The organism is Actinomycetota bacterium (assembly GCA_014360655.1).
GTDB lineage: Bacteria > Actinomycetota > Geothermincolia > Geothermincolales > RBG-13-55-18 > JACIXC01.
On sequence record JACIXC010000002.1, the window covers coordinates 260,139 to 284,033 of the forward strand.

24 protein-coding genes are annotated in these 23,895 nt (G+C 64.0%); 14 read left to right on the forward strand and 10 right to left on the reverse strand.

Annotated features, from left to right (window positions below):
• Nucleotides 1-9 precede the first annotated feature (9 nt).
• Nucleotides 10-1,263, forward strand: coding sequence for an acyl-CoA dehydrogenase family protein (locus tag H5T73_02700; GenBank protein MBC7246677.1), 1,254 nt, complete (start codon nt 10-12; stop codon nt 1,261-1,263).
• Between the two features lie 144 nt (nt 1,264-1,407).
• On the opposite strand, the gene H5T73_02705 is transcribed toward H5T73_02700, so the two are convergent.
• Complete coding sequence (locus tag H5T73_02705) at nt 1,408-1,797, reverse strand: hypothetical protein (protein MBC7246678.1); 390 nt, start codon at nt 1,795-1,797, stop codon at nt 1,408-1,410.
• Between the two features lie 126 nt (nt 1,798-1,923).
• Here H5T73_02705 and H5T73_02710 point away from each other — a divergent pair, with 126 nt between their 5' ends.
• Complete coding sequence (locus H5T73_02710) at nt 1,924-4,377, forward strand: penicillin acylase family protein (protein ID MBC7246679.1); 2,454 nt, start codon at nt 1,924-1,926, stop codon at nt 4,375-4,377.
• 195 nt (nt 4,378-4,572) lie between these two features.
• Here H5T73_02710 and H5T73_02715 read toward each other — a convergent pair whose 3' ends face one another.
• The 4 genes from H5T73_02715 to H5T73_02730 all read right to left on the reverse strand — a co-directional run bounded on the left by H5T73_02715 (nt 4,573) and on the right by H5T73_02730 (nt 8,626).
• A complete protein-coding gene (locus H5T73_02715) occupies nt 4,573-4,977 on the reverse strand; it encodes a hypothetical protein (GenBank protein ID MBC7246680.1) in 405 nt (134 codons plus the stop codon).
• A gap of 8 nt (nt 4,978-4,985) precedes the next feature.
• Nucleotides 4,986-6,296 (reverse strand): homocitrate synthase, encoded by a 1,311-nt coding sequence (locus tag H5T73_02720; protein MBC7246681.1) that lies wholly within the window; start codon nt 6,294-6,296, stop codon nt 4,986-4,988.
• Nucleotides 6,277-7,626, reverse strand: a complete 1,350-nt coding sequence (locus H5T73_02725) for an aminotransferase class I/II-fold pyridoxal phosphate-dependent enzyme (protein MBC7246682.1) — start codon at nt 7,624-7,626, stop codon at nt 6,277-6,279. The genes H5T73_02720 and H5T73_02725 overlap by 20 nt, the downstream gene beginning before the upstream one ends.
• 337 nt (nt 7,627-7,963) lie before the next feature.
• Nucleotides 7,964-8,626: a thymidylate synthase gene (locus H5T73_02730; protein ID MBC7246683.1), complete on the reverse strand. Its 663-nt coding sequence runs from the start codon at nt 8,624-8,626 to the stop codon at nt 7,964-7,966.
• A 449-nt stretch (nt 8,627-9,075) separates the two neighbouring features.
• Here H5T73_02730 and H5T73_02735 point away from each other — a divergent pair, with 449 nt between their 5' ends.
• From H5T73_02735 to H5T73_02750, 4 genes are all read left to right on the forward strand, one after another.
• Entirely contained in the window at nt 9,076-9,873 is a 798-nt protein-coding gene (locus H5T73_02735; protein ID MBC7246684.1) for a CoA activase, read from the forward strand.
• 4 nt (nt 9,874-9,877) lie between these two features.
• Nucleotides 9,878-10,576 carry a GAF domain-containing protein gene (locus tag H5T73_02740; protein MBC7246685.1) on the forward strand — a complete coding sequence of 233 codons (699 nt, stop codon included), beginning with the start codon at nt 9,878-9,880 and terminating at the stop codon, nt 10,574-10,576.
• Between the two features lie 180 nt (nt 10,577-10,756).
• Nucleotides 10,757-11,365 (forward strand): flavodoxin family protein, encoded by a 609-nt coding sequence (locus tag H5T73_02745; protein ID MBC7246686.1) that lies wholly within the window; start codon nt 10,757-10,759, stop codon nt 11,363-11,365.
• Nucleotides 11,366-11,467: 102 nt separating this feature from the next.
• Nucleotides 11,468-13,204 carry a thiamine pyrophosphate-binding protein gene (locus H5T73_02750; GenBank protein MBC7246687.1) on the forward strand — a complete coding sequence of 579 codons (1,737 nt, stop codon included), beginning with the start codon at nt 11,468-11,470 and terminating at the stop codon, nt 13,202-13,204.
• A 48-nt stretch (nt 13,205-13,252) separates the two neighbouring features.
• On the opposite strand, the gene H5T73_02755 is transcribed toward H5T73_02750, so the two are convergent.
• A complete protein-coding gene (locus H5T73_02755; protein MBC7246688.1) occupies nt 13,253-13,870 on the reverse strand; it encodes a 1-acyl-sn-glycerol-3-phosphate acyltransferase in 618 nt (205 codons plus the stop codon).
• 225 nt (nt 13,871-14,095) lie between these two features.
• Between H5T73_02755 and H5T73_02760 the strand changes: the two genes are divergently transcribed.
• Nucleotides 14,096-14,773: a hypothetical protein gene (locus H5T73_02760; protein ID MBC7246689.1), complete on the forward strand. Its 678-nt coding sequence runs from the start codon at nt 14,096-14,098 to the stop codon at nt 14,771-14,773.
• A gap of 33 nt (nt 14,774-14,806) precedes the next feature.
• Here H5T73_02760 and aroF read toward each other — a convergent pair whose 3' ends face one another.
• The 3 genes from aroF to H5T73_02775 all read right to left on the reverse strand — a co-directional run bounded on the left by aroF (nt 14,807) and on the right by H5T73_02775 (nt 17,221).
• On the reverse strand, nt 14,807-15,820 hold the full coding sequence (aroF, locus tag H5T73_02765) for a 3-deoxy-7-phosphoheptulonate synthase (protein MBC7246690.1): 1,014 nt from the start codon (nt 15,818-15,820) through the stop codon (nt 14,807-14,809).
• A gap of 99 nt (nt 15,821-15,919) precedes the next feature.
• Nucleotides 15,920-16,333 carry a CBS domain-containing protein gene (locus tag H5T73_02770; protein MBC7246691.1) on the reverse strand — a complete coding sequence of 138 codons (414 nt, stop codon included), beginning with the start codon at nt 16,331-16,333 and terminating at the stop codon, nt 15,920-15,922.
• 66 nt (nt 16,334-16,399) lie between these two features.
• Entirely contained in the window at nt 16,400-17,221 is an 822-nt protein-coding gene (locus H5T73_02775; protein ID MBC7246692.1) for a hypothetical protein, read from the reverse strand.
• 200 nt (nt 17,222-17,421) lie between these two features.
• On the opposite strand from H5T73_02775, the gene H5T73_02780 reads away from it, so the two are divergent.
• The 4 genes from H5T73_02780 (at nt 17,422) to H5T73_02795 (ending at nt 19,873) form a co-directional block, all read left to right on the forward strand.
• Entirely contained in the window at nt 17,422-18,159 is a 738-nt protein-coding gene (locus H5T73_02780; GenBank protein ID MBC7246693.1) for a GNAT family N-acetyltransferase, read from the forward strand.
• A 78-nt stretch (nt 18,160-18,237) separates the two neighbouring features.
• Nucleotides 18,238-19,107, forward strand: a complete 870-nt coding sequence (locus H5T73_02785; protein ID MBC7246694.1) for a radical SAM protein — start codon at nt 18,238-18,240, stop codon at nt 19,105-19,107.
• A 115-nt stretch (nt 19,108-19,222) separates the two neighbouring features.
• Complete coding sequence (locus H5T73_02790; protein MBC7246695.1) at nt 19,223-19,597, forward strand: response regulator; 375 nt, start codon at nt 19,223-19,225, stop codon at nt 19,595-19,597.
• Between the two features lie 78 nt (nt 19,598-19,675).
• Nucleotides 19,676-19,873, forward strand: coding sequence for a hypothetical protein (locus H5T73_02795; GenBank protein MBC7246696.1), 198 nt, complete (start codon nt 19,676-19,678; stop codon nt 19,871-19,873).
• A 51-nt stretch (nt 19,874-19,924) separates the two neighbouring features.
• Here the strand turns inward: H5T73_02795 and H5T73_02800 are convergent, their stop codons facing one another.
• Entirely contained in the window at nt 19,925-21,394 is a 1,470-nt protein-coding gene (locus H5T73_02800) for a CoA-binding protein (protein MBC7246697.1), read from the reverse strand.
• Between the two features lie 396 nt (nt 21,395-21,790).
• On the opposite strand from H5T73_02800, the gene H5T73_02805 reads away from it, so the two are divergent.
• The 3 genes from H5T73_02805 to H5T73_02815 all read left to right on the forward strand — a co-directional run bounded on the left by H5T73_02805 (nt 21,791) and on the right by H5T73_02815 (nt 23,478).
• The gene (locus H5T73_02805; GenBank protein MBC7246698.1) at nt 21,791-21,964 is read left to right on the forward strand and encodes a hypothetical protein; all 174 of its coding nucleotides are present in this window, start codon (nt 21,791-21,793) and stop codon (nt 21,962-21,964) included.
• Nucleotides 21,965-22,281: 317 nt separating this feature from the next.
• A complete protein-coding gene (locus H5T73_02810) occupies nt 22,282-23,073 on the forward strand; it encodes an ATPase (GenBank protein ID MBC7246699.1) in 792 nt (263 codons plus the stop codon).
• Nucleotides 23,074-23,112: 39 nt separating this feature from the next.
• The gene (locus tag H5T73_02815) at nt 23,113-23,478 is read left to right on the forward strand and encodes a hypothetical protein (GenBank protein MBC7246700.1); all 366 of its coding nucleotides are present in this window, start codon (nt 23,113-23,115) and stop codon (nt 23,476-23,478) included.
• The last annotated feature ends 417 nt before the right edge of the window (nt 23,479-23,895 follow it).

The window sequence follows — 23,895 nt, forward strand, 5'->3', positions numbered from 1 at the left end:
GGTGGGAAGATGACCATAGATTTCGAGCTCTCTCCGCGCATCAAGGCGACCAAGAACATGATCCACATGTTCGCCGAATCGGCCGTGCGCCCCATCGCCCGCCAGTACGACGAGAACGAGCACGAGAAACCGTGGGACCTCCTCAACATGGTGCAGAAGTTCATGGGAGGGGGCGTGGCGGGCGCCTTCGGCACCGAGAAGAAGGACAAGGGGGAGGAGAAGGAGCCCAAGGAGAAGAAGCCCCGCGAGACGAACCTTGCGGGAGCGGTGACCATCGAGGAGATCTTCTGGGGGGATGCCGGTATAGCCCTGGCCTTCCCGGGACCCGGCCTGGGTGGCGCCGCGGTGCAGGCGAGCGGCACCCCCGAGCAGAAGGAGAAATTCCTCGCGCGCTTCTCGGGCGAGAAGCCGGTATGGGGCGCCATGGCCATCACGGAGCCCGAGGCGGGGTCCGACACCGCCAACATCAAGACCACCGCGGTGCTCGACGGCGACGAATGGGTGCTCAACGGGGAGAAGATCTTCGTCACCTCCGGGAAGAGCGCCCTGGAGGACTCCGAGGGCTTCGTGGTGGTGTGGGCCACCGTGGACCGCAAGGCGGGACGCGCCGGCATCAAGCCCTTCATAGTGGAACACGGGACGCCCGGCATGCAGATAACGAAGATCGAGGACAAGCTGGGCATCCGCTGCTCGGACACCGTCTCCATCTCCTTCATGGACTGCCGCATCCCCAAGGAGAACATCCTGGGAAGCCCCGAGGTGGTGGACAAGACGAAGACGGAGGGGTTCAAGAAGGTGATGGCCACCTTCGACGCCACGCGGCCGCTGGTCGCCGCAATGGCCATCGGCGTGGGCAGGGCGGCCCTCGACTTCATCAAGCAGACCCTGAAGGAGGAAGGGGTTGAGCTGCGCTACGGCATCAACCCCCACCGCATGAGCTCCCTGGAGAGGGACATCATGCAGATGGAGGCGGATCTGAAGGCGGCGCGCCTGCTCACCTGGAGGGCCGTCTGGATGCTGGACAACGGCCTCCGCAACGACCTGCAGGCCTCCATGGCCAAGGCGAAAGCCGGCCTCGCGGTGACCCGCATCACCCAGAAGGCGGTGGAGATCATGGGGCCCATCGGTTATTCCCGCGAGTACCTCCTCGAGAAGTGGATGCGGGACTCGAAGATCAACGACATCTTCGAGGGCACGGGCCAGATACAGCTGCTGGTGACCGCAAGGCGCGTGCTGGGATTCACGCGCGAGCAGTTGAAGTAGGCACGGGGAAGAATGGGCGGGAGGCCGCAAGGCCTCCCGTTTCCCTTTTGCGCACGGGAAAGGCGACGTGTCCGGCGACACCCTTTATCATCTGCGTGCGATCGCGCGTGGCGCCGAGGCTCGGGTGGGACGTCGGATGCGCGTTCAGCAGGTCTCCCTGCGGTCGAAAAGCTCGCCCCACTCCTCCCTGAGGCGGTCGAAGATCTCGCGCACCTCACCGCGTATGTCCGCCTTGCGCTCCTCCTCCTTGATGCGCCGGCGCGTCTTGAAGGCGGGATCATGGAACACCCTGTGGATGAGCTCGCCGGCGTCCTCCCCGGCGAAATCGGGGGTGAGGAAGAGGGCCTGGCGGCTCTCCTCGCCGTCGCGGTGCCACTTCTCGACCGCGATGCCGTAGAAGCGGCAGAGGATGTTCTTGGCCTTGATGATCTCGAAATCGTCGACGGCGAACTCGCAGGCGATGTCCTCGTCGTAGAGGTGGCCTCTTTCCAGGAGGAGCATGGCGATCTTCTCGGCGAGTTCACGCTCGTCCAAGTCGTGACACCCCTTTTGTCGGCAGCTGCGAACGATTATTATTCGGTTATATATATCGGAGGAAGGTCCGCGGGAGTTGACATCCCATACCCGTTTGAGAGGAGCAAGGAGGTCGTTCTGGGTCTCTTGCGAGGGACGGCAGGGAAGATTCTGCCGGGTCTGGCGGGCGTAGCCATGGCGGCCCTCTTCATGTCGCGCCGCGCCGCGCCCCTTTACGAGGGAGAGGCGGTGGTGCCGGGACTGGAGGGCGACGTGGAGGTACGCTTCGATCGCTGGGGCGTGCCGCACGTTCGCGCTCGGAGCCTCGCGGACCTCGTGAGGGCGCAGGGTTACCTGGTGGCGCAGGAACGCATGGCACAGCTCGAGATGTTGCGCAGGGCCGCGCGCGGCACCCTTGCCGAGGTCGCGGGGGAAAGGGCCCTGCGGAGCGACGTCTTCATGCGCGCCCTCGCGCTGGCGGAAAGGGCGCACAGGATGTCGTCAGGCCTGCCGAGGCGCTCCCTCGACTGCCTGCATTGCTACGCGGAAGGGGTGAACGCGTACCTGGGGCGTTTCGGCAAGGGGAGGCACGCGGGCCCGGCGTTATCGCCATCGCGGCTCTTGCGGCCGTGGACGGCGGAGGACTCCCTCCTCTGCCACCTCCTCTTCGCCTGGAACGCCGACGCCGCCTGGATGGAAGCGCTGGTGAGAGGGCGCATCACGCGCCTTCTTGGACACGAGGCGGCGCTTGCCCTGTATCCCGGTGGGGAGGGGGAGGCTGAGGAAGGCGCCCGGGAGACCGGGCGCGAGGGCTCCTTGCCCCCGGAGGGGTGCGAGCGGGAATTCCTGCGCGGTGAAGGAGAGGAACCGCCGTGGTGGACGCCCGCCCTGCAGGCGCGGGTCGCGGGATGCAACGGCATCGCCCTGGGCGGCTCGCGCGTGGAGCGGGGAACGCCACTCCTGGCCAACGACCTGCACCTTCCGCACGCGGAACCCACCTTCTTCTACCTCATCCACCTCGCCTGCGACGAGGGGTCGTACGATGCGGCGGGGGCCGCGCTTCCAGGGATGCCCGGCATTTATGTGGGCAGAAACCGCCGCATCGCTTGGGGTGCCGTGTCCATGTCCTGCGCTGCCGCCGACGTCTTCGTGGAGAAGCTGGACGGGGACGGAGGGAGCCTCTTCCTCGCGGAGGGGATATGGAAGAAGCTGGAATGTAGGGAAGAGGAGATAAGTGTGTTCCCGTCGCGCGTCCACGAGGCCCGCGTGGAGCTCACCGACCGCGGCCCCCTCATAGCGAGGGACGGCGACGCGGGCCTCTCGCTCAAGTGGGTGGATCACGCGGCGGAGGGCAGGGACGTCGTGGGCAGCCTGCTGGACCTGAACATGGCCGGGGACTGGGAGGGGTTCCGCCGCGCGCTGCGCGCCTACCCGGGCCCGGCGACCTTCTTCCTCTACGCAGACGCGGAAGGGCGCGTAGCGTACCAGGCCGCCGGACTGATCCCGCAGCGCGAGGGACACGACGGGAGCCTGCCCCTGCCGGGATGGGAAGGGGGATACGGCTGGAGGGGTTGCCTGCGCTACGAGGACATGCCGTATTGTCCCCGTGCGCCGCGAGGCACGGTGGTGGCGACGGAGGGACGCTGCGAAGTGGAGGCAGCTTACGGGAGCGAGGAGGCGAGGAGGGCTTGGCGACGGAATGCCAGGATCTGGGAGCTCCTGGGAGAGGGGCGCGGCCTTGCGGTGGAGGACCTCGTGCGCGTTCAGGCGGACCGCTACGACGCGGGAGGGGACTTCATGCGCCGCGAGATACTGCGCGCGGCCCGCATGATCGGCGACCTCGGCGAGGCGGTGCGCCAGGCACTCCCCCTCCTCGAGGTATGGGACGGCACGGCGCAGGAGGAAAGCGCGGCGCCATCCATCTGTCACCTCACGCGCAGGGTGCTCTCGGAAAGGTTGCTGCGACACCGCCTCGGTTACCGGCTGCAATACGATTACGCGACCACCTGCCGCGCGGCGGACGCCGCGCTTGAGGGTATCCTGGTAGACAGGAAGGGTTGGTGGCTGCCCCCCACCGCCGGCAGCTTCGAGGAGCTCGTGGTGCAGTGCCTGGAGGAGGCGCTGGTTCGCCTCGAGATGCGCTTCGGCTCACGGCGCATGCGGGAGTGGGAATGGGGGCGCCTGCACCACCTGCGCTTTCCGCATTACCTGCCAGTGCCGCGGGTCCTGCGCGGGCGGCTGTGCCGGCGGTCCTTACCGCGCGGCGGGGTCGCGGATAGCGTCGACCGCTCTCCGCACGTCGATCACCCGTTCGTGCAACTGCCCTGGAGGTCGGGGCGGGGTTTGCCTCCCCTGGCCGACCGCGAGGGTTTCGGGGACGGGGCGGGCGCGGGACCCGTCTTGCGCATGATCGCGGACCTCTCCGCGGCGGGAGGATCATGCTGGTGCATCGACCTGGGACAGTCTGCGCATCCCCGCAGCCCCTACCTGCGCAACTTCCTGCCGCTGTGGAGAAAGGGCGAGTATGCCCCCATGCTCATGGAAGAGGGCGAGATCGCGGAGCACACGGCGAGCACGCTGAAGCTGAGGCCGCGGCGATGACCCGACTCCCCGACACGGTCCTTCCCGGATACGAACAGGTGGCCTTCCATGATGACCGTGAGGTGGGGCCGGAAACGCGACCTAGCAGGGCTGGTCCGGCGGTTCGCGCGTGGCGCGGAAAGGGGCGGATGTCGTGGGGAGGGGGACTTGTGAAGCGGGTAAGGTGGACCCGGGAGTCGCGGGGATCGGACGGGGTCACCGGGCCTGGGAGGAAAGATTGGTGATGAAGGAGCGGCTACCCGTCTCCTCGCGCAGGAACTCGTCGAATTCCTCCTCGCTCACCTTGACCCCCGAGTGCAGGAAGAGGGTGTACAGGTAATAGCTCATGTAGGTCCATTCCCGGCGCACCTCCTCCATCACCTTCTCCCGCTTGCTCTTCACCGGGATGAGCCTCTCGCCCTCGTATTCCAGCTCGTTCATCTTCCTGCGCAGGTCTCGGCAGCTGCGTATGGCGTCCCTGGTCTCGTACTCAAGGTCCGTCTTGCTCATGTTGTTTATGTTGCGGATCCAGGGGGGGATGTTGTCCGAGGCCTCGCCGTGCTTGAACAGGTTGTAGTACCTGGCCAGCTTGCGCAATATCTCCTCCGGAACCTCTTCCATGTCCCCTCCTATACGGCGCCCTTTATCTTGATATGCGAGAGGTCGAGGGTGAGTATCTTGCGCGCCAGCTCCGGGTAGCGGGCGATGAAGAGGAGCTCGTCCTCGACCAGCGGCTTCTGGGTGGTGACGTTGGCGTAGCGCACCAGCTCGAGGATGTCCCTTGCCTCTTCCTCGGACTGGAACTCCACCTCCAGCTTCTCGTAGACGTTGCGGAAACCCTTGATGCCGGAGTATTCCCCCAGGGTGATGTTGCGGCCCGTCTCGATGACTTCCGGCTCGCCGCGGCCCAGTTCCTCGTAGTCGTACAGCTCGTAATTGCGCCGGCTCTTCAACGCGCCGTCGGCGTGAATGCCGGATTCGTGGGCGAAGGCGTTCTCGCCCACGCCGGGCTGGTTCACAGGTATGGGCACCCCGAAGGCGTAGGAAGCGTACTTGGCGGTCTTCCATGCCGCCATGAGGTTGACGGAATCGTCCAGTATGTCCTCGCCGTCGAAGAGAGAGGACTTCTTGATGGCCAGGATGGTGGAGACCAGGTCGGTGTTCCCCGCCCTCTCTCCCATGCCGTTGATGGTGGTGTTTATATAGGCGTTCACCCCGCCCTCAAGGGCCCCCTTGGCTCCCGCTACCGAGCAGGCCACCGCCATCCCCAGGTCGTTGTGGCAGTGCAGCTCGATATCGATGCCCGTCTCGCGCGCCAGCATCCTTATGCGCTCGTAGATGGTGAAGGGATCGTTGTATCCCAGGGTATCGCAATAACGCAGGCGCTCCGCCCCGTGTTCCCTGGCGGCCAGCGTGAACTCCACCAGGTGTTCGTCGCTGGTGCGGGAGGCGTCCTCGGCGTTCACCCCGATGGAGGTGAAGCCCAGCTCGTGGGCGCGGTCGAGGGCGCTGCACATCAGCCTCACGATGTCCTTGAAGCTGTAGCGGTCGTTCCACTTCCCCTTTATCATCTGCTCCGAGACGGAGATGGAGATGTTGATGTGGCGGAGCTTGGGCACCAGTTCCCTGGCCAGCTCCACGTCCGCAGGTATGGCCCGCACCCAACCGGAGAGGCGCGTGTGGTGTATGGCCCCCATCTCGGCGAGTTCCAGGTTGGCCTGCAGGTAATTGGTCTCGTGCCTGGTGGTGGGGAAGCCGAACTCGCTCTGCCATATGCCCATCTCGTCCAGGAGGAGGTTGATGATGGTCTTCTGCAGCTTGGCCAGCCCCAGGCGGGAGGTCTGCACGCCGTCGCGGTTGGTGACGTCGATTATGTATATGCGTTTGCCGCCGTCCCCGCCGGACGGCTTTCCCTCGGCATTAAATGCGGGCTCCTTCATTCGTCTCCTCGCTCGATGCGTTCTCTTTCCTCATCTCCTCAACGGCCGTATAAAGTATATCAAAGAGGTCGCTTATCTGTTCCTTTTCGAGGCATGAATAGGCTATGCGCAGGTCCGTCTCGCCGGTGGAGATGACTCCCACCCCGTACGAATCGAGCAGGCGCCGGCGCAGCTCTTCCGCGTCGACGCCGTGCACCCTGAGGCAGAGGAAATAGCCGGAATTGAAGGGGTAGGGCGAGAAGGCGTCCGCGAAGCGGCTCTGCGAGAGCACCCGCTTGACCTCCTCGTACCTGTCGCGCAGGAGCTGGTAGTTCTCGGCCTTCTCGTCATGGTAACCGACCGCCCTTATGGCCTTGACCAGGAGCGACTGGGAGGGGGTGGAGCTCTTGGAGATCGTCCCCCGGATGAGGCCGCCCACCTTCTTTTCCAGGGCGGTGTAGACCGCCTGGCGGTCGCCCCCCTCGTCGTGGGAGAAGGTGATGAACCCGAGTCTGAACCCCCAAACGTAGTCCTCCTTGGTGGGGCCGTCGATCTTGATGGCCAGCACGCGGGGATGGCAGTCGGCCAGGAGGGAGAAGAGGGACTCGGGGTAGAGGTCGTTCTCGTAGAGAAGGCCGGCGTAGGCGTCGTCAACGCCCACCACGAGGTTCGCCCCCGTCTCGGCCACCTCGATGATGGCGTCACGTATGTAGGCGGCCTCAGCCGGGTAGGGAGAATAGCCGGTGGGGTTGTGGGGGAAGTTGAGCAGCACGAGCACCTTACCCGTGCGCGAGGAATCGAGGAGCTTCCGGTAGAAGCCCTTCACGTTAAAGCGCCCGGCCTCGTCGTAGAAGGGGTAGGTGACCAGCTCCGCCCCGCGCCTGGTACCGAAGATCATGCGGTAGTTGCCCCACATCATCTCCGGCAGCAAGAGGCGGTCGCCGGCGTCGCAGAACATGTCGGCCATGATGCTCAGGCCGTGGGTGAGGCCGTTGGTGACGATGGGCAAGGACGAGCTCTTTCCCTCCAGCCCCGGGTTGGTCATGCGCTGGTGCTCCCTCCAGAGCTGCCGCAGCTCCATGATGCCCGTTGTGGGGGCGTAGGGAAAGGTCTCCTCCGGCTTGAGGTGCTTTATGTACTTGCGCAGGCTGCGAAGGTAGAGGGGTCTTCCGCGCGCGGTGGCGATGCCGATGGTCGCGTTGAACCGGTGTGCCTTCTGCTTGGCCTCGGCCGTCTGGGTGAGGATCCCCCGCGGAAAGAAAAGCTCCCTTCCCAACGCGGAAAGCGTTTGGAAAAGATTGGGAGCATGGTCGCGGATGATCTCGTTCAGCTCGACCGCAAGGGGATCGATGGGTTTCACCTCCAGTCAGACGACGCCGCGAGCATGGACTCCGCTGCCTGCGTCCTGCGTTTATTAGTGTGCGGTTACCGCTTTGCATCATTATAAACGAAGTGTTGCCGGGAGTATATAGAAATCGCGGGAGAATTTCACGGGAATTGGCAAATATTAACTCCCGGTTTACATGGCGGAAAAGCGCGTGATATTCCCGGGCGACCGTGACGGGATTCCCGTATCGCGGGGGCCGGCTTACCGACTGCAGGCCTTTTTTCGGGCACGGCGAACGGGTTATCGCCTGGAGTCGCCATGGCCCGGGATTCCCGTGTGCCGCAAGCCGAAATCCCCGCGTTCAAAAACGGCCCAGCCTTATCTTGGCTATATCCCAGGCGTAGTCGTAGAGATGCATCCCCTTGGAGAGGGCGATGGTCTCGCCGGGATCCACGCCGATTTCATCGGCCATATATTCCTTGAGCAGTTGTATGCCGGCGAGGTTGGCGGGAAAACCGGCCCAGAGGTCCCAGGAGCGGAAGTAGGCGACGAAGTGCAGCTTCCTCTCCTCCGGATAGATGCGGGTGTCTATCTGGCGCAGGCACGGCGGGTCCTCGAGGTAGATTGACTGGGGGTCACATACCGCCATGCAGGCCTGGTTGGTGCCGAAGCCCTCCTCGCGGTACATGCGGATGACCTCCTGTATCTGGTCCTCCAGGTACATGCCGTAGGTGTAGTCTTCGTTTTCCGCGCGGGAGGCGGAGGAGCAGAGCTTCTCGAGATACTCGTGCACGTAATCCATGTCCGTGGGCGGGGGGAGACCGATGCCGGGGGGGATGTCCGGTATGAGGGGCCTCGTCTCCGGGTAGTTGACCTTCACCACCACGAAATCGTATTCCTTGCGCCGGCTGCCCTTGAAGCTCCCCCTATCTATCACGTATTCGCGCCCTTTTTCGAAGATGCCGTAGACGCACTGGAACCAGGCGTCCGGAAGATCCCTCGCCTCTATGAAGGTGATGTCCATAATACCCTCCCTTTAAGGGTCCACATGGCGTCCTGCATCCATTTCGCCGCGGAGGCCGCGTCGACCTCCCTTCACCAGATGTTAGCGGCGGCGGAGAGGCGTGCGCAACGCTCGATAGAGGCCGTTATGATGGCCGCACGAGGACGGCGCACGGCGCGCCTCGCCGGCCACGCGACGTCCTGCTCCACCCCCGCTTACTTTAGCATGCAGCGAGGACAACGGCGCCATGCGCCAGGCATCCGGGGTGCGCATCGCCGCGGGCGGGCGATGGAAAGGCGTCGCGCCGGAAAAGGGAAGAAAGGACCGCGACGGAAAAAGGGCGGAAGGGATGCAGGACCTCCCATCTGTTAGAATTAACGTGTGTCCGGGTCGGCCTCGTTTCCCGGTCGTCAACTGCGGCCGAAGGATGCGGAGGAGAGGTGGCGGAAGCGCGTATGGAGGCGGCGAGAATTTACGTGGCGGGGTGTGACGTCGGCTCCACCACGGGCAAGGCGCTGATCATGGGGGACGGGGAGGTGCTGGGTTGCTCCGTCATCCCCTGCGCCGTGCGGCCGGAGATCACGGCGGAGCAGGCGTTGGACATAGCCCTGCGGGAGGCCGGCCTCACGCGGAGGGAGGAGATCGCCTACATCGTGGGCACGGGATACGGCCGCGTGCGCATCCCCTTCGCGGACGAGAACGTCTCCGAGATAACCTGCCACGGACTGGGCGCCTTCCACCTCAACCCCGGGGACCGCACCCTCATCGACGTGGGCGGGCAGGATTGCAAGGTCATCCGATTGAGCCCGCAGGGGAGGGTGGTGGATTTCGCCATGAACGACAAGTGCGCCGCCGGTACCGGCAGGTTCTTCGAGGCCATGTCCAGGGTGCTCGAGATCCCGCTCGAGCGCTTGAGCGAGCTCTCGCTGCTCTCCCGCAACCCGGCGCAGATAACCAGCCAGTGTAGCGTCTTCGCCGAGTCGGAGGTCATCACCCTCCTCAACGAGGGGGTGGAGATAGAGGACATCGCGGCGGGCATCAACGAGGCCATAGCGGCCAGGCTGGCGTCGCTGGTGCGCAAGGTGGGCGTGGAGGAGGAGGTCTCGGTGTCGGGGGGGTGCGCGAAGAACCGCGGGCTCATCCTCGCACTGGAGAGAAAGCTTGCGGTGAGGATGAAGCCGCTGGGCATGGACCCCCAGCTCATCGGGGCGCTGGGAGCCGCGCTCATCGCCGGCAGGCGGCTGGCGGAGGGCGGGAAGGAGGTGTGAGGGCATGGCGGACGAGGCGAGCGGTTCGGCGGGAGAGGAGAGGTACCTGAGGAAGATAAAGGAGCTGGACATGATCTGGCGCCTCAACGAGCAGATCATGACCTTCGAGAACATGGACCGCCTGCTGCAGGACATCCTGTCCGGAGCCATAGAGGTGATGGAGGCCACCTCCGGTTCCATCATGCTCATCGACCCCCCTGGCAGCGACAGCCTGGTCATCAAGGCGGCGCAGGGCCTGCGCAGCGAGGTGGTGCGGAAGGCGCGCATCAAGGTGGGCGAGGGCATCGCGGGGCTGGTGGCGGAGAGGAGGGAAGGCATGCTCCTCCTGGACGACCTCATGGACCCGCGCCTGCGGAGCCGCCGCAAGATATCCGACGCCCTCAGCGTGCCCATCATTTCCGAGGGCGAGCTCCTGGGGGTCCTCAACCTCAACACCAAGAGGAACCAGGCCTTCGGCGAAGTCGACCTCTTCCTCCTGAACACCCTCATCAAGCAGATAGCAACGGCCATCGAGCGCGGAAAACGCCTCGAGGTACTGCGCAAGAGGCTGGGGGAGGTCGAGCACGAGGAAAGGGAGGCCCTGCAGGAGATGCAGCGTCTCAACCTGCTGCTGGACGACAAGAGGAGGGAATACCAGCGCATCCGCCAGGAACACGACAAGTTACTGCGCGAGATGCGGGGGCTGTCGGGCCCGGTGGCCTGAGACCGCGGGGTAAACCGCGGCGACCTGGCGGAGGGGAAAGCGGGCCGGGCACCGGGGTAAACCCGGCGTGGGCCGTGGTATGACACGGGGAGGGTAAGGCCCCGGTGCATGCCGCGGCGGTCGCAATCGAGGGGTCAGCCTGTCCGGGAAAGGTTATGCGGTGGAGGAGTGAAGCCGGTCATGGATGAGGAGAAACGCTACCTCCTTGCCCTCTACACCAGCCCGAGGCGCGGGGGCAACACCTCGCTCCTGCTCGAGGAGCTGGTGGAGGGCGCGAGGGAAGCCGGCCTGCGCGTGGTGGAGTTCCGCACGGCCTCCATGGACATCAGGCCGTGCCGCGCCTGCGACGCCTGCTTCCTTGACGGGGAATGCGTGCAGAAGGACGAGATGCAGGACATCTACCCTCATCTTACCGGCGCCGGGGCCGTCGCCCTGGCCGCGCCCATATTCTCCATGAACATCTGCGCGCAGGCCAAGGCGCTCATCGATCGCTGCCAGCGCTTCTGGTCCGCGCGTTACGTGCTGAAGATCGAACCGGTGGAACCGGGGTTCGCCGCGTTGAGGAGGGGCTTCTTTATATCCTGCTGCGGGCGCGACAGGCCGGAGACCTTCGCGTGCACGCGGCCGACGATTACCTATTTCTTCCATATCATCCAGGTCGCGGACTGGGAATCCCTTACCTATTCCGGGGTGGACCGCGCCGGCGACATACGCGAAAGGGAGGGCGCGCTTGAGGCGGCGCGCGCCCTCGGGGTATCCCTGCGGGACCTGGGGAAGCCCTTGCGCTGAAGGGAGCGGACGGCGCCCCGCGGGGTGCGAAGATGCGAGCGGGAGCGGGGGAGTCCGGGTCGAGGAAACGGGGAAAAGGAACCGAGAAGGAGGGAGAGTGACATGGCCCTGATGAACGGAGGAGAGGTACTGGTAAGGGCGCTGCTCAAGGAGGGCGTGAGGTGGGTCTTCGGGATCCCCGGAGGCCAGCTGTGCACCTTCACCGACGCCATCGCGCGCGTGGGCAGGCCCAACGGCATGGATTTCATCACCACGCGTCACGAGGCGGTGGCCGCCCACATGGCCGACGCCGTCTCCCGCACCTCCGACATGGTGGGCGTGTGCACGGGGACGGTCGGTCCGGGTGCGGCCAACCTGGTGTCCGGGGTCTACGTGGCCTACAACGACAGCATCCCCATGGTGGTCATCACCCCGCAGATACACTCCGACCGCTCCTACCCCTTCAAGGGCTCCCAGCAGCAGCTTGACCAGATAGCCCTCTTTCGCCCCATCACCAAGTGGAACGCGCTGGTCAACCGCTGGGACCGCATACCCGACCTGGTGAGGTGGGCCTTCCGCGAGGCCACCACGGGCAGGCCGGGGCCCGTGCACCTGGACATCAACGTGGATGTCCTCTTCCAGAGCGGCGAGATGGACGAGAGCGCCTTCCTGCCGCCGGAGCGCTATCGCAGCGAAGTGCGCCCCTGCGGGGACCCGGAGGCGGTGGAGGAGGCGGTGCGCATGCTGCTCTCCGCCGAACGCCCCCTCATCCACAGCGGCGGCGGTGTGATGCGCGCCAAGGCCTGGGACGAGGTGCGCGAGCTGGCCGAGTACCTGCACATCCCGGTGACCACCAGCGTCTCGGGGAGAGGTGCGCTGCCCGAGGACCATCCCCTGGTGCTGCTCCCCAAGGGCATGGGGGCCATCATGGCGGAGTCCACGTCGGACGTGGTGCTCAGCGTGGGGTGCACCATGTCGGAGCTCGATTTCTGGGGGCAGCCCAACATGTGGGGCGACCCGGCGTCGCAGAAGTTCATCTACGTGGACATAGACCCCTCGAACATAGGGCTCAACCGCGAGTTCGACCTGGGCATCATAGGCGATGCCAAGAAGGTGCTGCGCCAGATCATCGAGCGCGTGAAGCAGGAAACGGGGCCCGTGGAGGAGAGGGATTTCCTCGCCGGCTACCGCGAGCTGGAGGAGCAGGCCCTGCAGAGTTACGAGGAGCTGGCGCGCTCCGAGTCCAAGCCCATACATCCCCTGCGGCTTATCACCGAGGCGGTGGAGCTCCTGGGGAGGGACGGTATCCTGGTCATGGACGGAGGGAACACCGCCCTGTGGACGAATATCGCCGGCCGCGTCTACCGCCCCCGCTCCTACCTCTGGGCGGAGGGGACGGGACAGCTGGGCACGGGGATAGGGTTCGCCATGGGGGCCAAGCTCGCCAACCCCGACCGCCCGGTGTACATCATCCACGGCGACGGGTCATTCATGATGCATTGCCAGGACCTGGAAACGGCGGTGCGCTGCAGGCTGCCCATCGTCGACATCATCTCCAACGACGGGGCCTGGGGCATGATCAAGGGGGCGCAGCACGCCGCCTTCGGCCGCCGTTACTGCGGCGTCGATTTCGGCGAGACGCGCTACGACCTCCTGGCGGAGGCCATGGGGGCGAGGGGGATACGGGTTGAGGACCCCGAGGACATACGCCCCGCCCTGGAGGAGGCGGACGTTTCCGACCGCCCCACGGTCATCGACGCCGTGGTGGACCGCGAGGCCAACCTGGACGTCCCCGTCCTCTTCGAGACGATAATCAACCTCTGGCTGCAGGGCTGTCCTGAGCCCTACTGCGGGGAATGACGGCGGGAAGCGGAAAGGCTTGCGGGAGACGCCTGCGGGGGCGGCCCCTCAGGTCTCCGGTTCCTCTTCCAGGTCTTCCCAGTCAGGGGGCAGCAACTCCCGCACCTTTTCCCGTATGAGGCGGGTGATCTCTGGAAGGACCTTGTGGGGCCTTCCCTGCAGCTGCGGGACGCGGAAGGGCTTGCCGATGTTTATGTGATAGTACTCGCCCTTTTTCTCCTCGATGCCCACGGGCAGGACGGGGACCCCGGTCTTCCAGGCGAAGTAGGCGGCGCCGTGGGTGAAGGGATGCAGCTTGTCATCGTCGTGGCGCGTGCCCTCCGGGAAGATGCCCACGCAGTCGCCCTTATCCAGGTAGTGCATGGTGCGTCGTATGGCCTCCGGCCCGGGCCTCTCGCGGTCCACCGGGTAGGCGAAGAAGATGCGCACCATGAGGCACTCGAAGAGGCCATTGCGCGGGTCGAAAGCCTCCTTCTTGGCCATGAAGCGCACGGGCCGTTTCAGCGCCAGGTTGATGGCCACGGGGTCCTTGCGGCTGTTATGGTTGGCCACCACCAGCAGGGGACCCCTGCGCGGCACGTTCTCGTAACCGGAGTAGCGGTAATGGTAGAAGGCCGCAACCACCCTGAAGATGGGCCACCCGATCAGGAACCTTATCATAGCCATCGCCTCCCCCGGGACGTGACCCGTGACGCTGTGTTCCGCCACGCGTGCGCCTGACGCCCCTGCTGGCGGTTCGCAGCCGTCGCCTCCGCAGCGCGAAAAGTATTATCATGTAAAAGGTATCACAGGGGGCAGCGAGAAGAATATAGTGTGTGAAAGGAGTGTGTGATAAGAGTGGCGGTAGAGCGGAGGAGATAGCGGCGTCGACATAAAGGTGGTGGCAGGCGCTTGGTAAAACACAGGGCGTTTTTCTACTACTTCAACCACACGCCAGGAGTGGGGATACTGGCGGACAACGAGCGCGAGGGCTGGCGCAGGGCGAATCTCTACGCCTTCGGGGTGGACATGGACACCCTGCAGCGCGTCCTTGAGGGGGAGGCGGGGACGGCGCTCATCACGAGCGGCGTCCTGGCCTCCATGCCCGCGCAATCCCGGGTGCTCATTGCGGGAGGCGTCGTCTTCAAGGGGCTCACCTGCCTGGCGGGAGAGGGGCGGGACGGAAAAGAGGTGATAACGGGGCTGGAAGAGGCGGTTCCCGGCTTCAAGGTCGTCGAGAGCGGCGCCTTCCGGCACCCGCAGTCCATATCGCCCCTCGAGGTGTACGGGTTTTCCTACCAGGGGAAGGTCATAGGCATAGCACGCGTGGTGTTCTTCGAGTACGCCACGCAGTTCTCTCTTGCCGGCATCTACCGCGACCAGGACCGCAACCTGCTCGACGAGCTCTACGCCGCGGCGGGCGGCCTGCATGCCTTCATGACCGTGCCCAATCCGCTGCGCACGGAGGAGAGGGACCAGCGGGTGGAGGTCAACATGTTCATGTTGCGCCTTCCGCTCAAGGAGGAGCTGCAGGCGGAGTTCGTGCAGTCCATCTCGGGGGTTCCGGGCCTCGCCTTCTACGTCGCCTGAGGGGCGGTTAGCCCCCGCTCACGCGCCCCGCCGTCAGGCCTCGCGCCCGATGGCCTTCGCCACCTTGCGGATCCTGTTCATCATCGTACTGAAGGACTCGAAGTCGAGGGACTGTGGTCCGTCGCAGAGGGCGGCGTTGGGGTTGGGGTGTATCTCGACGAGCAGGCCGTCTGCCCCCGCGGCCACCGCGGCCAGGGACATGGCGGGGATGAGGGAGGCGATCCCCACGGAATGGCTGGGATCCACCACCACCGGCAGGTGGGAGAGCTTCTTCAGCGCCGCGACCGCCGAGAGGTCGAGGGTGTTGCGGGTGTAGGTCTCGAAGGTGCTGATACCGCGCTCGCAGAGGATGATGTTCCTGTTGCCCTCCTTGATGATGTACTCGGCGGCCAGCAGCAGGTCCTCGATCTTGGCGCTGGGGCCGCGCTTGAGCAGCACGGGGTGGCCGCTCCTACCTATCTCGGTGAGGAGGACGAAGTTCTGCATGTTGCGTGCGCCCACCTGGATGATGTCGGTGTACTGGCAGAAGACGTCTATCATGCGCGGGTCGGTGAGCTCGGTGACCACCGGCAGCCCCGTTTCCTCGCGCGCCTCCGCCAGGTAGCGCAGCCCTTCCTCGCCGAGGCCCTGGAAGCTGTAGGGCGAGGTGCGCGGCTTGAAGGCTCCGCCACGCAGTATCGACCCCCCCGCCATCTTCACCAGCCGCGCCGTGTTGAGGATCTGCTCCCTGCTCTCCACCGCGCAGGGTCCGGCCATCACCACCACCCTGTCCCCGCCTATGCGCACGCCGGCGACGTCGATCACCGTGTCCTGGGGATGCGTCTCGCGCGAGGCGAACTTGTACGGCTTGAGGATGGGGATGATGCGCTCCACGCCTGGATATCCGGCCATGGTCTCGACGACCTTGGTCTTGTCGTCGCCGATGACGCCGATGACCGTCTTCATCACGCCGTATATGGGATGGGTCTTGAGGCCGAACTCCTCGATCTTGCGCAACACCGCATCGATCTGCTCGCGGGTCGCGTCCTGGGACATGACGACGATCATGCTACCACCCTCTCACCGGTGTATGGAGAAAAAATTACCACCGCGTTCCTGCAGTGTCAACGCGGGTTTCGCGCCTTTGCGGCGGCGGGGTAGGCCTCCTCAGCCGGCCTGCAGCAACTCCATGAGGGTCTTGATGAGGTCGGTCTCGGTGATGATGCCCACCAGCTTCCCACCGTCAACCACCGGCAGCCCGCCGATCTTGTTCTCGAGTATGAGGCGGGCGGCTTCCTCCAGGGGGGTCTGCGGGGAGACGGTGACGGGGTCGGGCGTCATGATGCCCCTGACCTGTATGCGATCCAGTATGTAGTCGACGTATCTCCTCTCGTGCACCACCGCGGAGCTGATGTCCGCGCGGCGCACATCGCGGTCGGTCACGATGCCCACCAGCCTGCCTCCCTCCACGACGGGGAAGCGCCGCAGGCCGTGCTCCTCCATGAGGCGCTTCGTCTCGCGCAGGGTGTCATCGGGGGAGAGGACGATGGGGTCTACGCTCATACGCTCCCTTACCAGCATCGCTTCCTCCTTCCGGGCGTGAGATCACGCGGACGGTGACTTCACCGCCATTATAAACCCCCATCCTCAATACACCCAGCCGGGAAAGGTGCAGACGGACGCCGCCTGCCTCACGTGGCGGTACATCTCCACGTCCTTCCACGGTTCGCCGAGTATGCCGTCGTGGATGGCCCAGCTCCTGCCGCGCACCGTCTTCTCCATGCCCGGCATGCGGAAGGGGGTGCTGCCGTCCAGCCTCGGCAGCAGGTCGCCCCCGGGTCGGAAACCCCGGTCGATATCTTCCATCTTTTTCCTGCCGCGCATGTAATTGAAGCCGTACTTCTCGAAGATGATGGCGTCGTGGTAGGCGAGAGGCTCCGCCACCAGCATATCGTGGCCCATGGCGGAGACGAAGCGCAGGACGAGGGGGAGGAAATCCTTGAGCATGTGGAGGCCCCGCCTCACCTGGCCGGGGGCTAGGCCCGCCTGCATGGCCCTTATCTCCTCGGGGATGTTGCGGCGGGCGGTGCCGAACTTGGTCCGCCTTCCGGCGTCGTCTATGTCCGTGTTGAAGCGCGGGGAACGGGGGTCGTTCACGATGAGGAAGGTGATCTCCACCTTGAAGAAGGCGGTGTCCGCGATCTCCAGGAAGAAGATGCAGTCCCGGTCATCTGGGTGCTCGCGCACCTCGATTATGGCGAAGCCCGCCTGTCGCGGCGCGATGACGTTCACCACCCGTTCCCCCGAGGGGTTGCGGAAGGTGAGGGGGTCGATAGAGAACATGCCGAAAACCCGCTCCGGGATGAGCAGGGAGTAGATCCGCTCCTTCGTCTCGGATGCCAGCTGGTTTATGGCGTGGATGCTGTTGCGGGGCGCGTCTCCGGCCAGCGCCGCCAGCTCCTCCTCCACTGCGCGCGTGCCGCTCTTCTGCATACCCTCCGGCTCCCTTGCGCGGGTTTGCAAGCCTCGTTCCCTGTATATTATAGGGTAAGCGGGAGCGTATACCCGCGATCGGAGGAAAAATAACACCGCGGTATGCGTCTAGTACGCGGGAGGTAAGCGCATAACGAGGGCGGGCGGGAACGCGTCGTGCAGTTGCCGTGAGTGCCGTGAAAGGTAATGGAGTGGGGCCGCATAACGGGGAGGACGACTACCTGGACACGCCGCGCGGCAGGGTCTGGGTGAGGACGAGGGCACAGCCCTCGTTCATAGCCTCGCTGCGCTTGGATGAAGGAATGGGCATCTTCGCCGCGCCCCATTACCCATCCTCGCGGGAGAAGAAGGCCCTTGAACGCATAGCCGCCAGGGAAGGCAGCAATATCATCCTCGCCTACACGGACGACGGCGTTATCGTGGGCTTCGTGGTCATCGCGCCGCCCAGCCAGGCTGAGAGATGGGGTGAGCTCTCCGGCCTGGGGCTGGTGGAGGCGATGGCAATCGAGGTAAGCCGCGACTGGAGGGGCATGGGGATCGCGGACAAGATGATGGAGTGCGGCCTGCGCGACCCAGCCATCGACGACAAGATAGTCATATGCACCGGTTACACCTGGCACTGGGACCTGGAGGGAAGCGGCCTGAGCAAGGAGGATTACCGGCGCATGCTCCTGCGCTACCTGGAAAAGGCGGGTTTCATGTACTACGAGACGGACGAGCCCAACGTCTGCCTCGACGCGGCGAACTTTTTCACCGCGCGCGTCGGTCCCCGCGTAGACGAAGAACTCTACCGCCGCTTCGAGGGCCTGCTCTTCCGTGACGGGAGCTGGGCCGAGTTCCACGGCAGGCCACGCACCATCAGCGAGGTGCTCGGCGAGGGGGGTGCGGGCGCGGATAAGGGCGAGAAGATATGACCCGTGGTAAACTGCGGGTCAAGAAGTGGTATACTCTTTGGAAAGCGGGGATTTCCCGTCGTCGGTTGAAGGTGAGGGATGCGATACAAGGGCCTGGTCATCAGGCCGCCCAGCGAGGCGGACAGCTATATTCTGCAGGTGGCTTACGGGTGTTCCCACAATGCCTGCACCTTCTGCCCTACCTACAAGGGAACCCGCTTCCGTCAGAGGCCGCTGGAGGAGGTGAGGGAAGACATCGCCGTCGCCGGGCGCCTCATGCCTTACACGCGGCGTGTATTCCTGGCCGACGGGAACGCCCTCTGCCTTCCCACGGAACGTCTCGCTGCCGTACTCTCCTGTCTGAGGGAGGCGTTTCCTGGACTGGAAAGGGTTGGTATCTACGCCAACGGCAGTGACATTAACGAGAAGACGCGCGAGGAACTGGCACACCTGGCGCGACTGGGCCTGGGGATCGTTTACCTGGGCCTGGAAAGCGGAGACGACGAGGTCTTGAGGCGGGTTCGCAAGAAGGACAGCTGCGAGGAGATGGTGCAGGCGGTGGTGAAGGCCAGGGAATGCGGCCTGCTCACCTCGGTCATAGTCCTGCTCGGTCTCGCGGGACGCGAGGGCTCCCTGCGCCATGCCCGTCTCAGCGCCGAGGCCGTGAGCAGGATGAACCCGCATTACCTGAGCGCCCTCACCCTGATGGTGGTGCCGGGCACGCCCCTCTACGATGAGCAGGAAAGGGGCGATTTCGTCCTCCCGGACCAGGAGGGGCTCCTGCGCGAGCTGCGCGAGTTCATAAGTTGCTGCCGGCTGGAAGGCTGCGTTTTCCGCACCAACCACGCTTCCAACTACTTACCATTAAAGGGTATTCTTTCCAGGGACACCGAGAAGCTTCTGCAGGCGATCGACGAAGGGCTGCGAAGGCCGCAGGTGCTGCGACCCGAGTACATGAGGGGCCTCTGAGCGGGGGAAACGGGGGCATGGGACGCTGTAAGTATTTACCGTTTTTTCTCAAGGGGGGCGCGGGCGCGCACGATATATTAAGTGAGGCCGTCGCTGACAAACGGAGCTTACAAAGATGAAGACGATAGCCTACATAGAGGACGACCCGGACATGATCGACCTCGTGTCCATCATCCTCCAGAAGCACGGCTATCGCGTGGCCGGTTTTACCGAGAGCCGCGAGATCGTCCCCAAGCTGGAGTCGCTGAAACCTGAGCTCATCCTTTTGGACCTCATGATGCCGCACGTGGACGGAATCGAGGTGTACAGGGAGATCAAGAGCCGCGAGGGGATGGCGGACGTGCCGGTGATCATCATATCCGCCATGAAGAGGGCGGTGGAGGAGATCGAGAAGGAGGGCGAGGTAAAGGTCGAGGCCTGCCTGGTGAAGCCCTTCACCATTGGCGAGCTGCTGGAGACGGTGAACAGGGTGATGGGCGGGGTTGACTAAAGCGGGGGAAGGGAACAAAATGATGATGGCCCGAGGCGAGGAGCGGCGGGCTTTTTAACCGCTGGAAAAGGTACGGAGGTGAACCAGATGACGGAGCACGGCGAGATACTAACGACGGGAGTAAAGGCCCCGGCGGGGAAGTACTATTGCGATAAGTGCGGGTTCGAGTACGAGCACAAGGATGAGAACGAGCCGCTTCCCAACTGCCCGGCCGAGGGTATATACACGGTGTGGAACCTGGAGAGGTTGAAGCCGCGCTTCGTGGAGAGCATCTGAGAACCCGGCAGACCGGCGACCTCTTGACCGCATGCAAGCCCCGCAAGGGGCTTATTCTTTTAGGGTCCCCAACCTCTCCAGGTGGCGACGGTAGCGCAGCATCCTGGCGAGTATGGCGGCGGCCTTCTCGGGGGCGGTGAAGATGACCGTCTCTCCCGCCTCGAGGTCACGCAGGTTCTCCTCGCCTATGAACTGCATCTCCACGAAGAGGATGGGCTTGCGGTAAGCCGCCATGAGTTCTTTGGCGCGGGAGAGCAGGCGCAGGTTGCGCTCCTTCAACTCCATGAAGAAACTCTTCATGGCGTCCATGCTCATCTCCATTATCAGGTTCTGTGAGACGAGGACGTTGAGGCCGATGATGGTTCCCGTGCCCAGCGAGCCCAGAACCACCAGCGCATCGACCTCGGGGGAGGCGGCCATGGCCTCCATGATGGCAAGGTGGGTTTCCATGTAGATGTTGCCCACCAGGTCGACCGGGTTGCCGTGGCTCCAGAAAGGGGGAAGGAGGCGGTCACAGACCTCCATTACGTCGTCGTCGAGTGCGGCCAGCCTCAGGCCCTCCATGGCCGTGGCGTCGGTTGCGAGCACTCCCCAGCCGCCTCCCAGGGTGATTATGCCTACCCGGTCGCCCCTGGGGAGGGGCAGCCTGGTGAAGGACTTCGCGAGGTCGAGCATCTCCTGGGAGGTGTCGACGCGCAGGGCGCCCGCCTGCTTGAAGGCGGCGTCGTATATCTCGTCGGAACCCGCCAGTGAGCCGGTGTGAGACATGGCGGCCCTGCCGCCCTCCTCGCTGCGGCCGGACTTGAGCACGATGACCGGTTTCTTGCGGGTGGTTCGGGAGATCACCTCCATGAGGCCGCGCCCGTCCTCCACGCCCTCCAGGTAGGCGAGGATGAGTGAGGTCTCGCTGTCCTCGCCGAAATACGCGATGAAATCGCCGGCGCCGAGGAGGGCTTCGTTGCCGCTGCCGACGAATTTCGCGAAGCCGATGCCCTGGTTCATGGCCCAGCCGAGCATGTTGGCGCCCACGTTTCCGCTCTGGGAAACGAAGGAGATGCTCCCGGGGCGCAGCTGGAGCGGGGCGCCGACGGCGTAAAGGCGATGGACGGCGTTCACCACGCCCATGGTGTTCGGCCCGACGACGGCCAGTCCGTGCCGCCTCCCGATCTCCACCAGCTCTCGCTCCAGGCGGGCGCCTTCCTCGCCGACCTCGGAAAAGTTGGAGGAGATTACCACCACGTGGGTTATCCCTTTGCGCGCGCATTCTTCCAGGACACCCCCCACCGTGTGGGAGGGTGTGGTGACGACGGCGAGGTCGGGGGTCACGGGGAGGTCCTGGACGGAACGGTAGGCGGGCAGGCCGTGTATGGTCTCCTCCCGCGGGTTCACGGGGAATATCCTTTCCCTGGGGTAGCCGCCGGCGAGCAGGTTCACCAGCAGGAAGGATCCCCACTTGGCGGGAACGTTGGAGGCCCCCACCATGGCCACCGATTGCGGCTTGAAGATCTTGTCGAGGTTCATGTACGTCTCCTCCCTCCTTGCGTGCATCGCAAAGATTATATGGGAGCGGCGGGACCTCCACAAGCCGCATCGGTCCTATGACGTTCCACCTACGGGACGTGCCCGTCGCTTCATTGCACGTCGCATGACTTGCGGGCCATTGCGGGGCGATCATGTTTGCCACCTTAGGGCGTCGCGACTTATGGCCTCCGCGTCGCAGGATCCACGGGCGGTAAGGGGGGTCGTGCATGAGCGCACGGGCACCGCAACCGGGACCGTAGAGGGCAAAGGGCGGCATTTTTGTCGATCTCCCGGAAACACAAAAAGGTCTTGACAAATTCTGTTTTTCATTTATATTAAAGTTGACAATGTGAAAATTATATAGTTTTGTTCAACAATAGTAACGAGGTGGTGAGTATGGGCAGAAATGCTGGGCTGAGCCTGGACGATTTCTATTTCTGCGACAACCTGCACGTGTTGCGCGAGCTGAGGGACGGCGAGACCTTCGAACTGAGGGGTTTCAAGGCTTATTGCAGCAAGATGGGGAAGGACATCGACGATTCCTTCTGCCATCATTGCTTCATGAAGTAGGCTGCCTCATCGCATCTCGTCCTTCAACCGGTCGGGGCGGTATCGGGCCGCCCCGACACCTATGTGCACGTGGAAAGCAAGGGCGTTGCGGGGGGCTTTCTCTCGGGCGGCCTTCATACCGCCTGAAGGTAGCGGGAGGTGTCCCGTCAAAAAAAGGTAGTGCGAATAGGTAATGCGGCGAAGTCAAGGGGTGAGGAAGAGAGGGTTCTAGGGAAAGGCGACCGCCGGCTGTAGGGCGGGAAAGGGGGACGGCGCGGTCGCTTCTGTTGTAAAATGTTCCTACCGGAACGGGTTCGGAAAGGGGGCGGGAGCGGGACATGGTCGTGGAAGATATTCCCGGAAAGGATGCCCAGAGAGTTCCCACGGGCATAGCCGGGCTGGACGAGATGCTCGGCGGGGGCTTGCTCTTCAACTCCGTTGCGGTCGTCAAGGGGGCTCCCGGGACTGGGAAGAGCTGCCTGGGGATGGAGTTCATCTCCAGGGGTATAAGCGAGTACGATGAACCGGGGCTGATCATCACCTTCGAGGAATTCCCCCGCCAGCTGTACCGGGATGCCATCTCCCTCGGTTTCGACCTGCGCGAGTTCGAGCGGCAAGGCAAGCTGCGCACCATCTTCACCACGCCCGCGGTTTTCCTGCGGGAGATACAGCAACCTGGCGGCATTTTCGACCGCACCATCGAGGAGATCTCGGCACGTCGCGTGTTCGTGGACTCCATGACGCAACTGGAGCGCATCACGCAGGACGCGGTGGAGCTGAGGGAGATAATGTACACCTTCCTCAACGGGCTGCTGCGCTACGACATAACGGCCATGGTCACCCAGGAGGACGCCTACATCACCGGCAACATGTCCGTGGCCGAGGCCGGCCTCTCCTACATCGTGGACACCATCATACAACTGCGCTACGTGGAGATAAGCTCGAGCATAGACAGGGCCCTCTTCGTTCTCAAGCACCGGGCCTCCGACCACGACAAGAGGATAAGGCGCATGCTCATAACCCCCACGGGCGTCAGGGTGGAGTCCGCTTTCGAGGGGCGCGAGGGCATCCTCAGCGGCAATCCATACGTCACGCGCCGCGTGAGGAAGGCCGAGGAGTTCTTCAAGTGAGGGGTATATACCGGTACCCGGGGAGAGGTGTGACGGCACATGCTTGATTTCGAGAATCTCGATCCCCAGATCGGGAGTTTCGTGGAGGAATACATAGATTCCTTCATAAGCTGGGACCTCATACTCTTCTTCCACGAGAACCCCTATACCGTCGGCTCTCCCACCAGCATAGCCATGAGCATAGGCCGCCTGGGTTCCGATATAGAGCCCTACCTGGAGAGGCTGGCGGATAAGGGGGTGCTGGTGCGCGAGTTGCGGACGGGGGAGGGTTCGGAAACCATCTACGCCTACAGGCCCGAGCCCGAGTTCGAGAGGATGGTCGTCGAGTTCAAGCGGGCTTTGCGGGACCGCGCCAGCCGGCTGATCATCGTGAGCAAGGTGCTGCAGAAGGAAGCGCGGCGCTGAAGGATGCGTCATCCGGCCACGACGGGGAGGCACGCGCTTTTCGAGGGACGGGAGGGAATACCGCCACACGCAAGGCATCCCGGGCTCCTGTTTGCGGAGCCCCGCCGTCACGGCGTGAGGAACACGAACCTGGACCCGGAAATCTGCCTGCCCAGGTTCATAAACATGGTGGACACCCCCTATACTTGCTTTGTGTAAAAAAGAAGCAGAGCAAGGAGGTGTCCAAATGAAAGGCTCAATTGGAACGTCTGCCGCTGTCTATCATACGAGACTTCCCCACCAAAGGAAAATCCCCGTTGCGTCAAATTAAAATCTACACGAAAGACCATTCGTTGACTCATAAAAAAATCTACTCGAAATAGGTACTGTCTTGCTCTGCTTCTTCGTCGGGATCAATGGATCCGGAAACCACCGTCT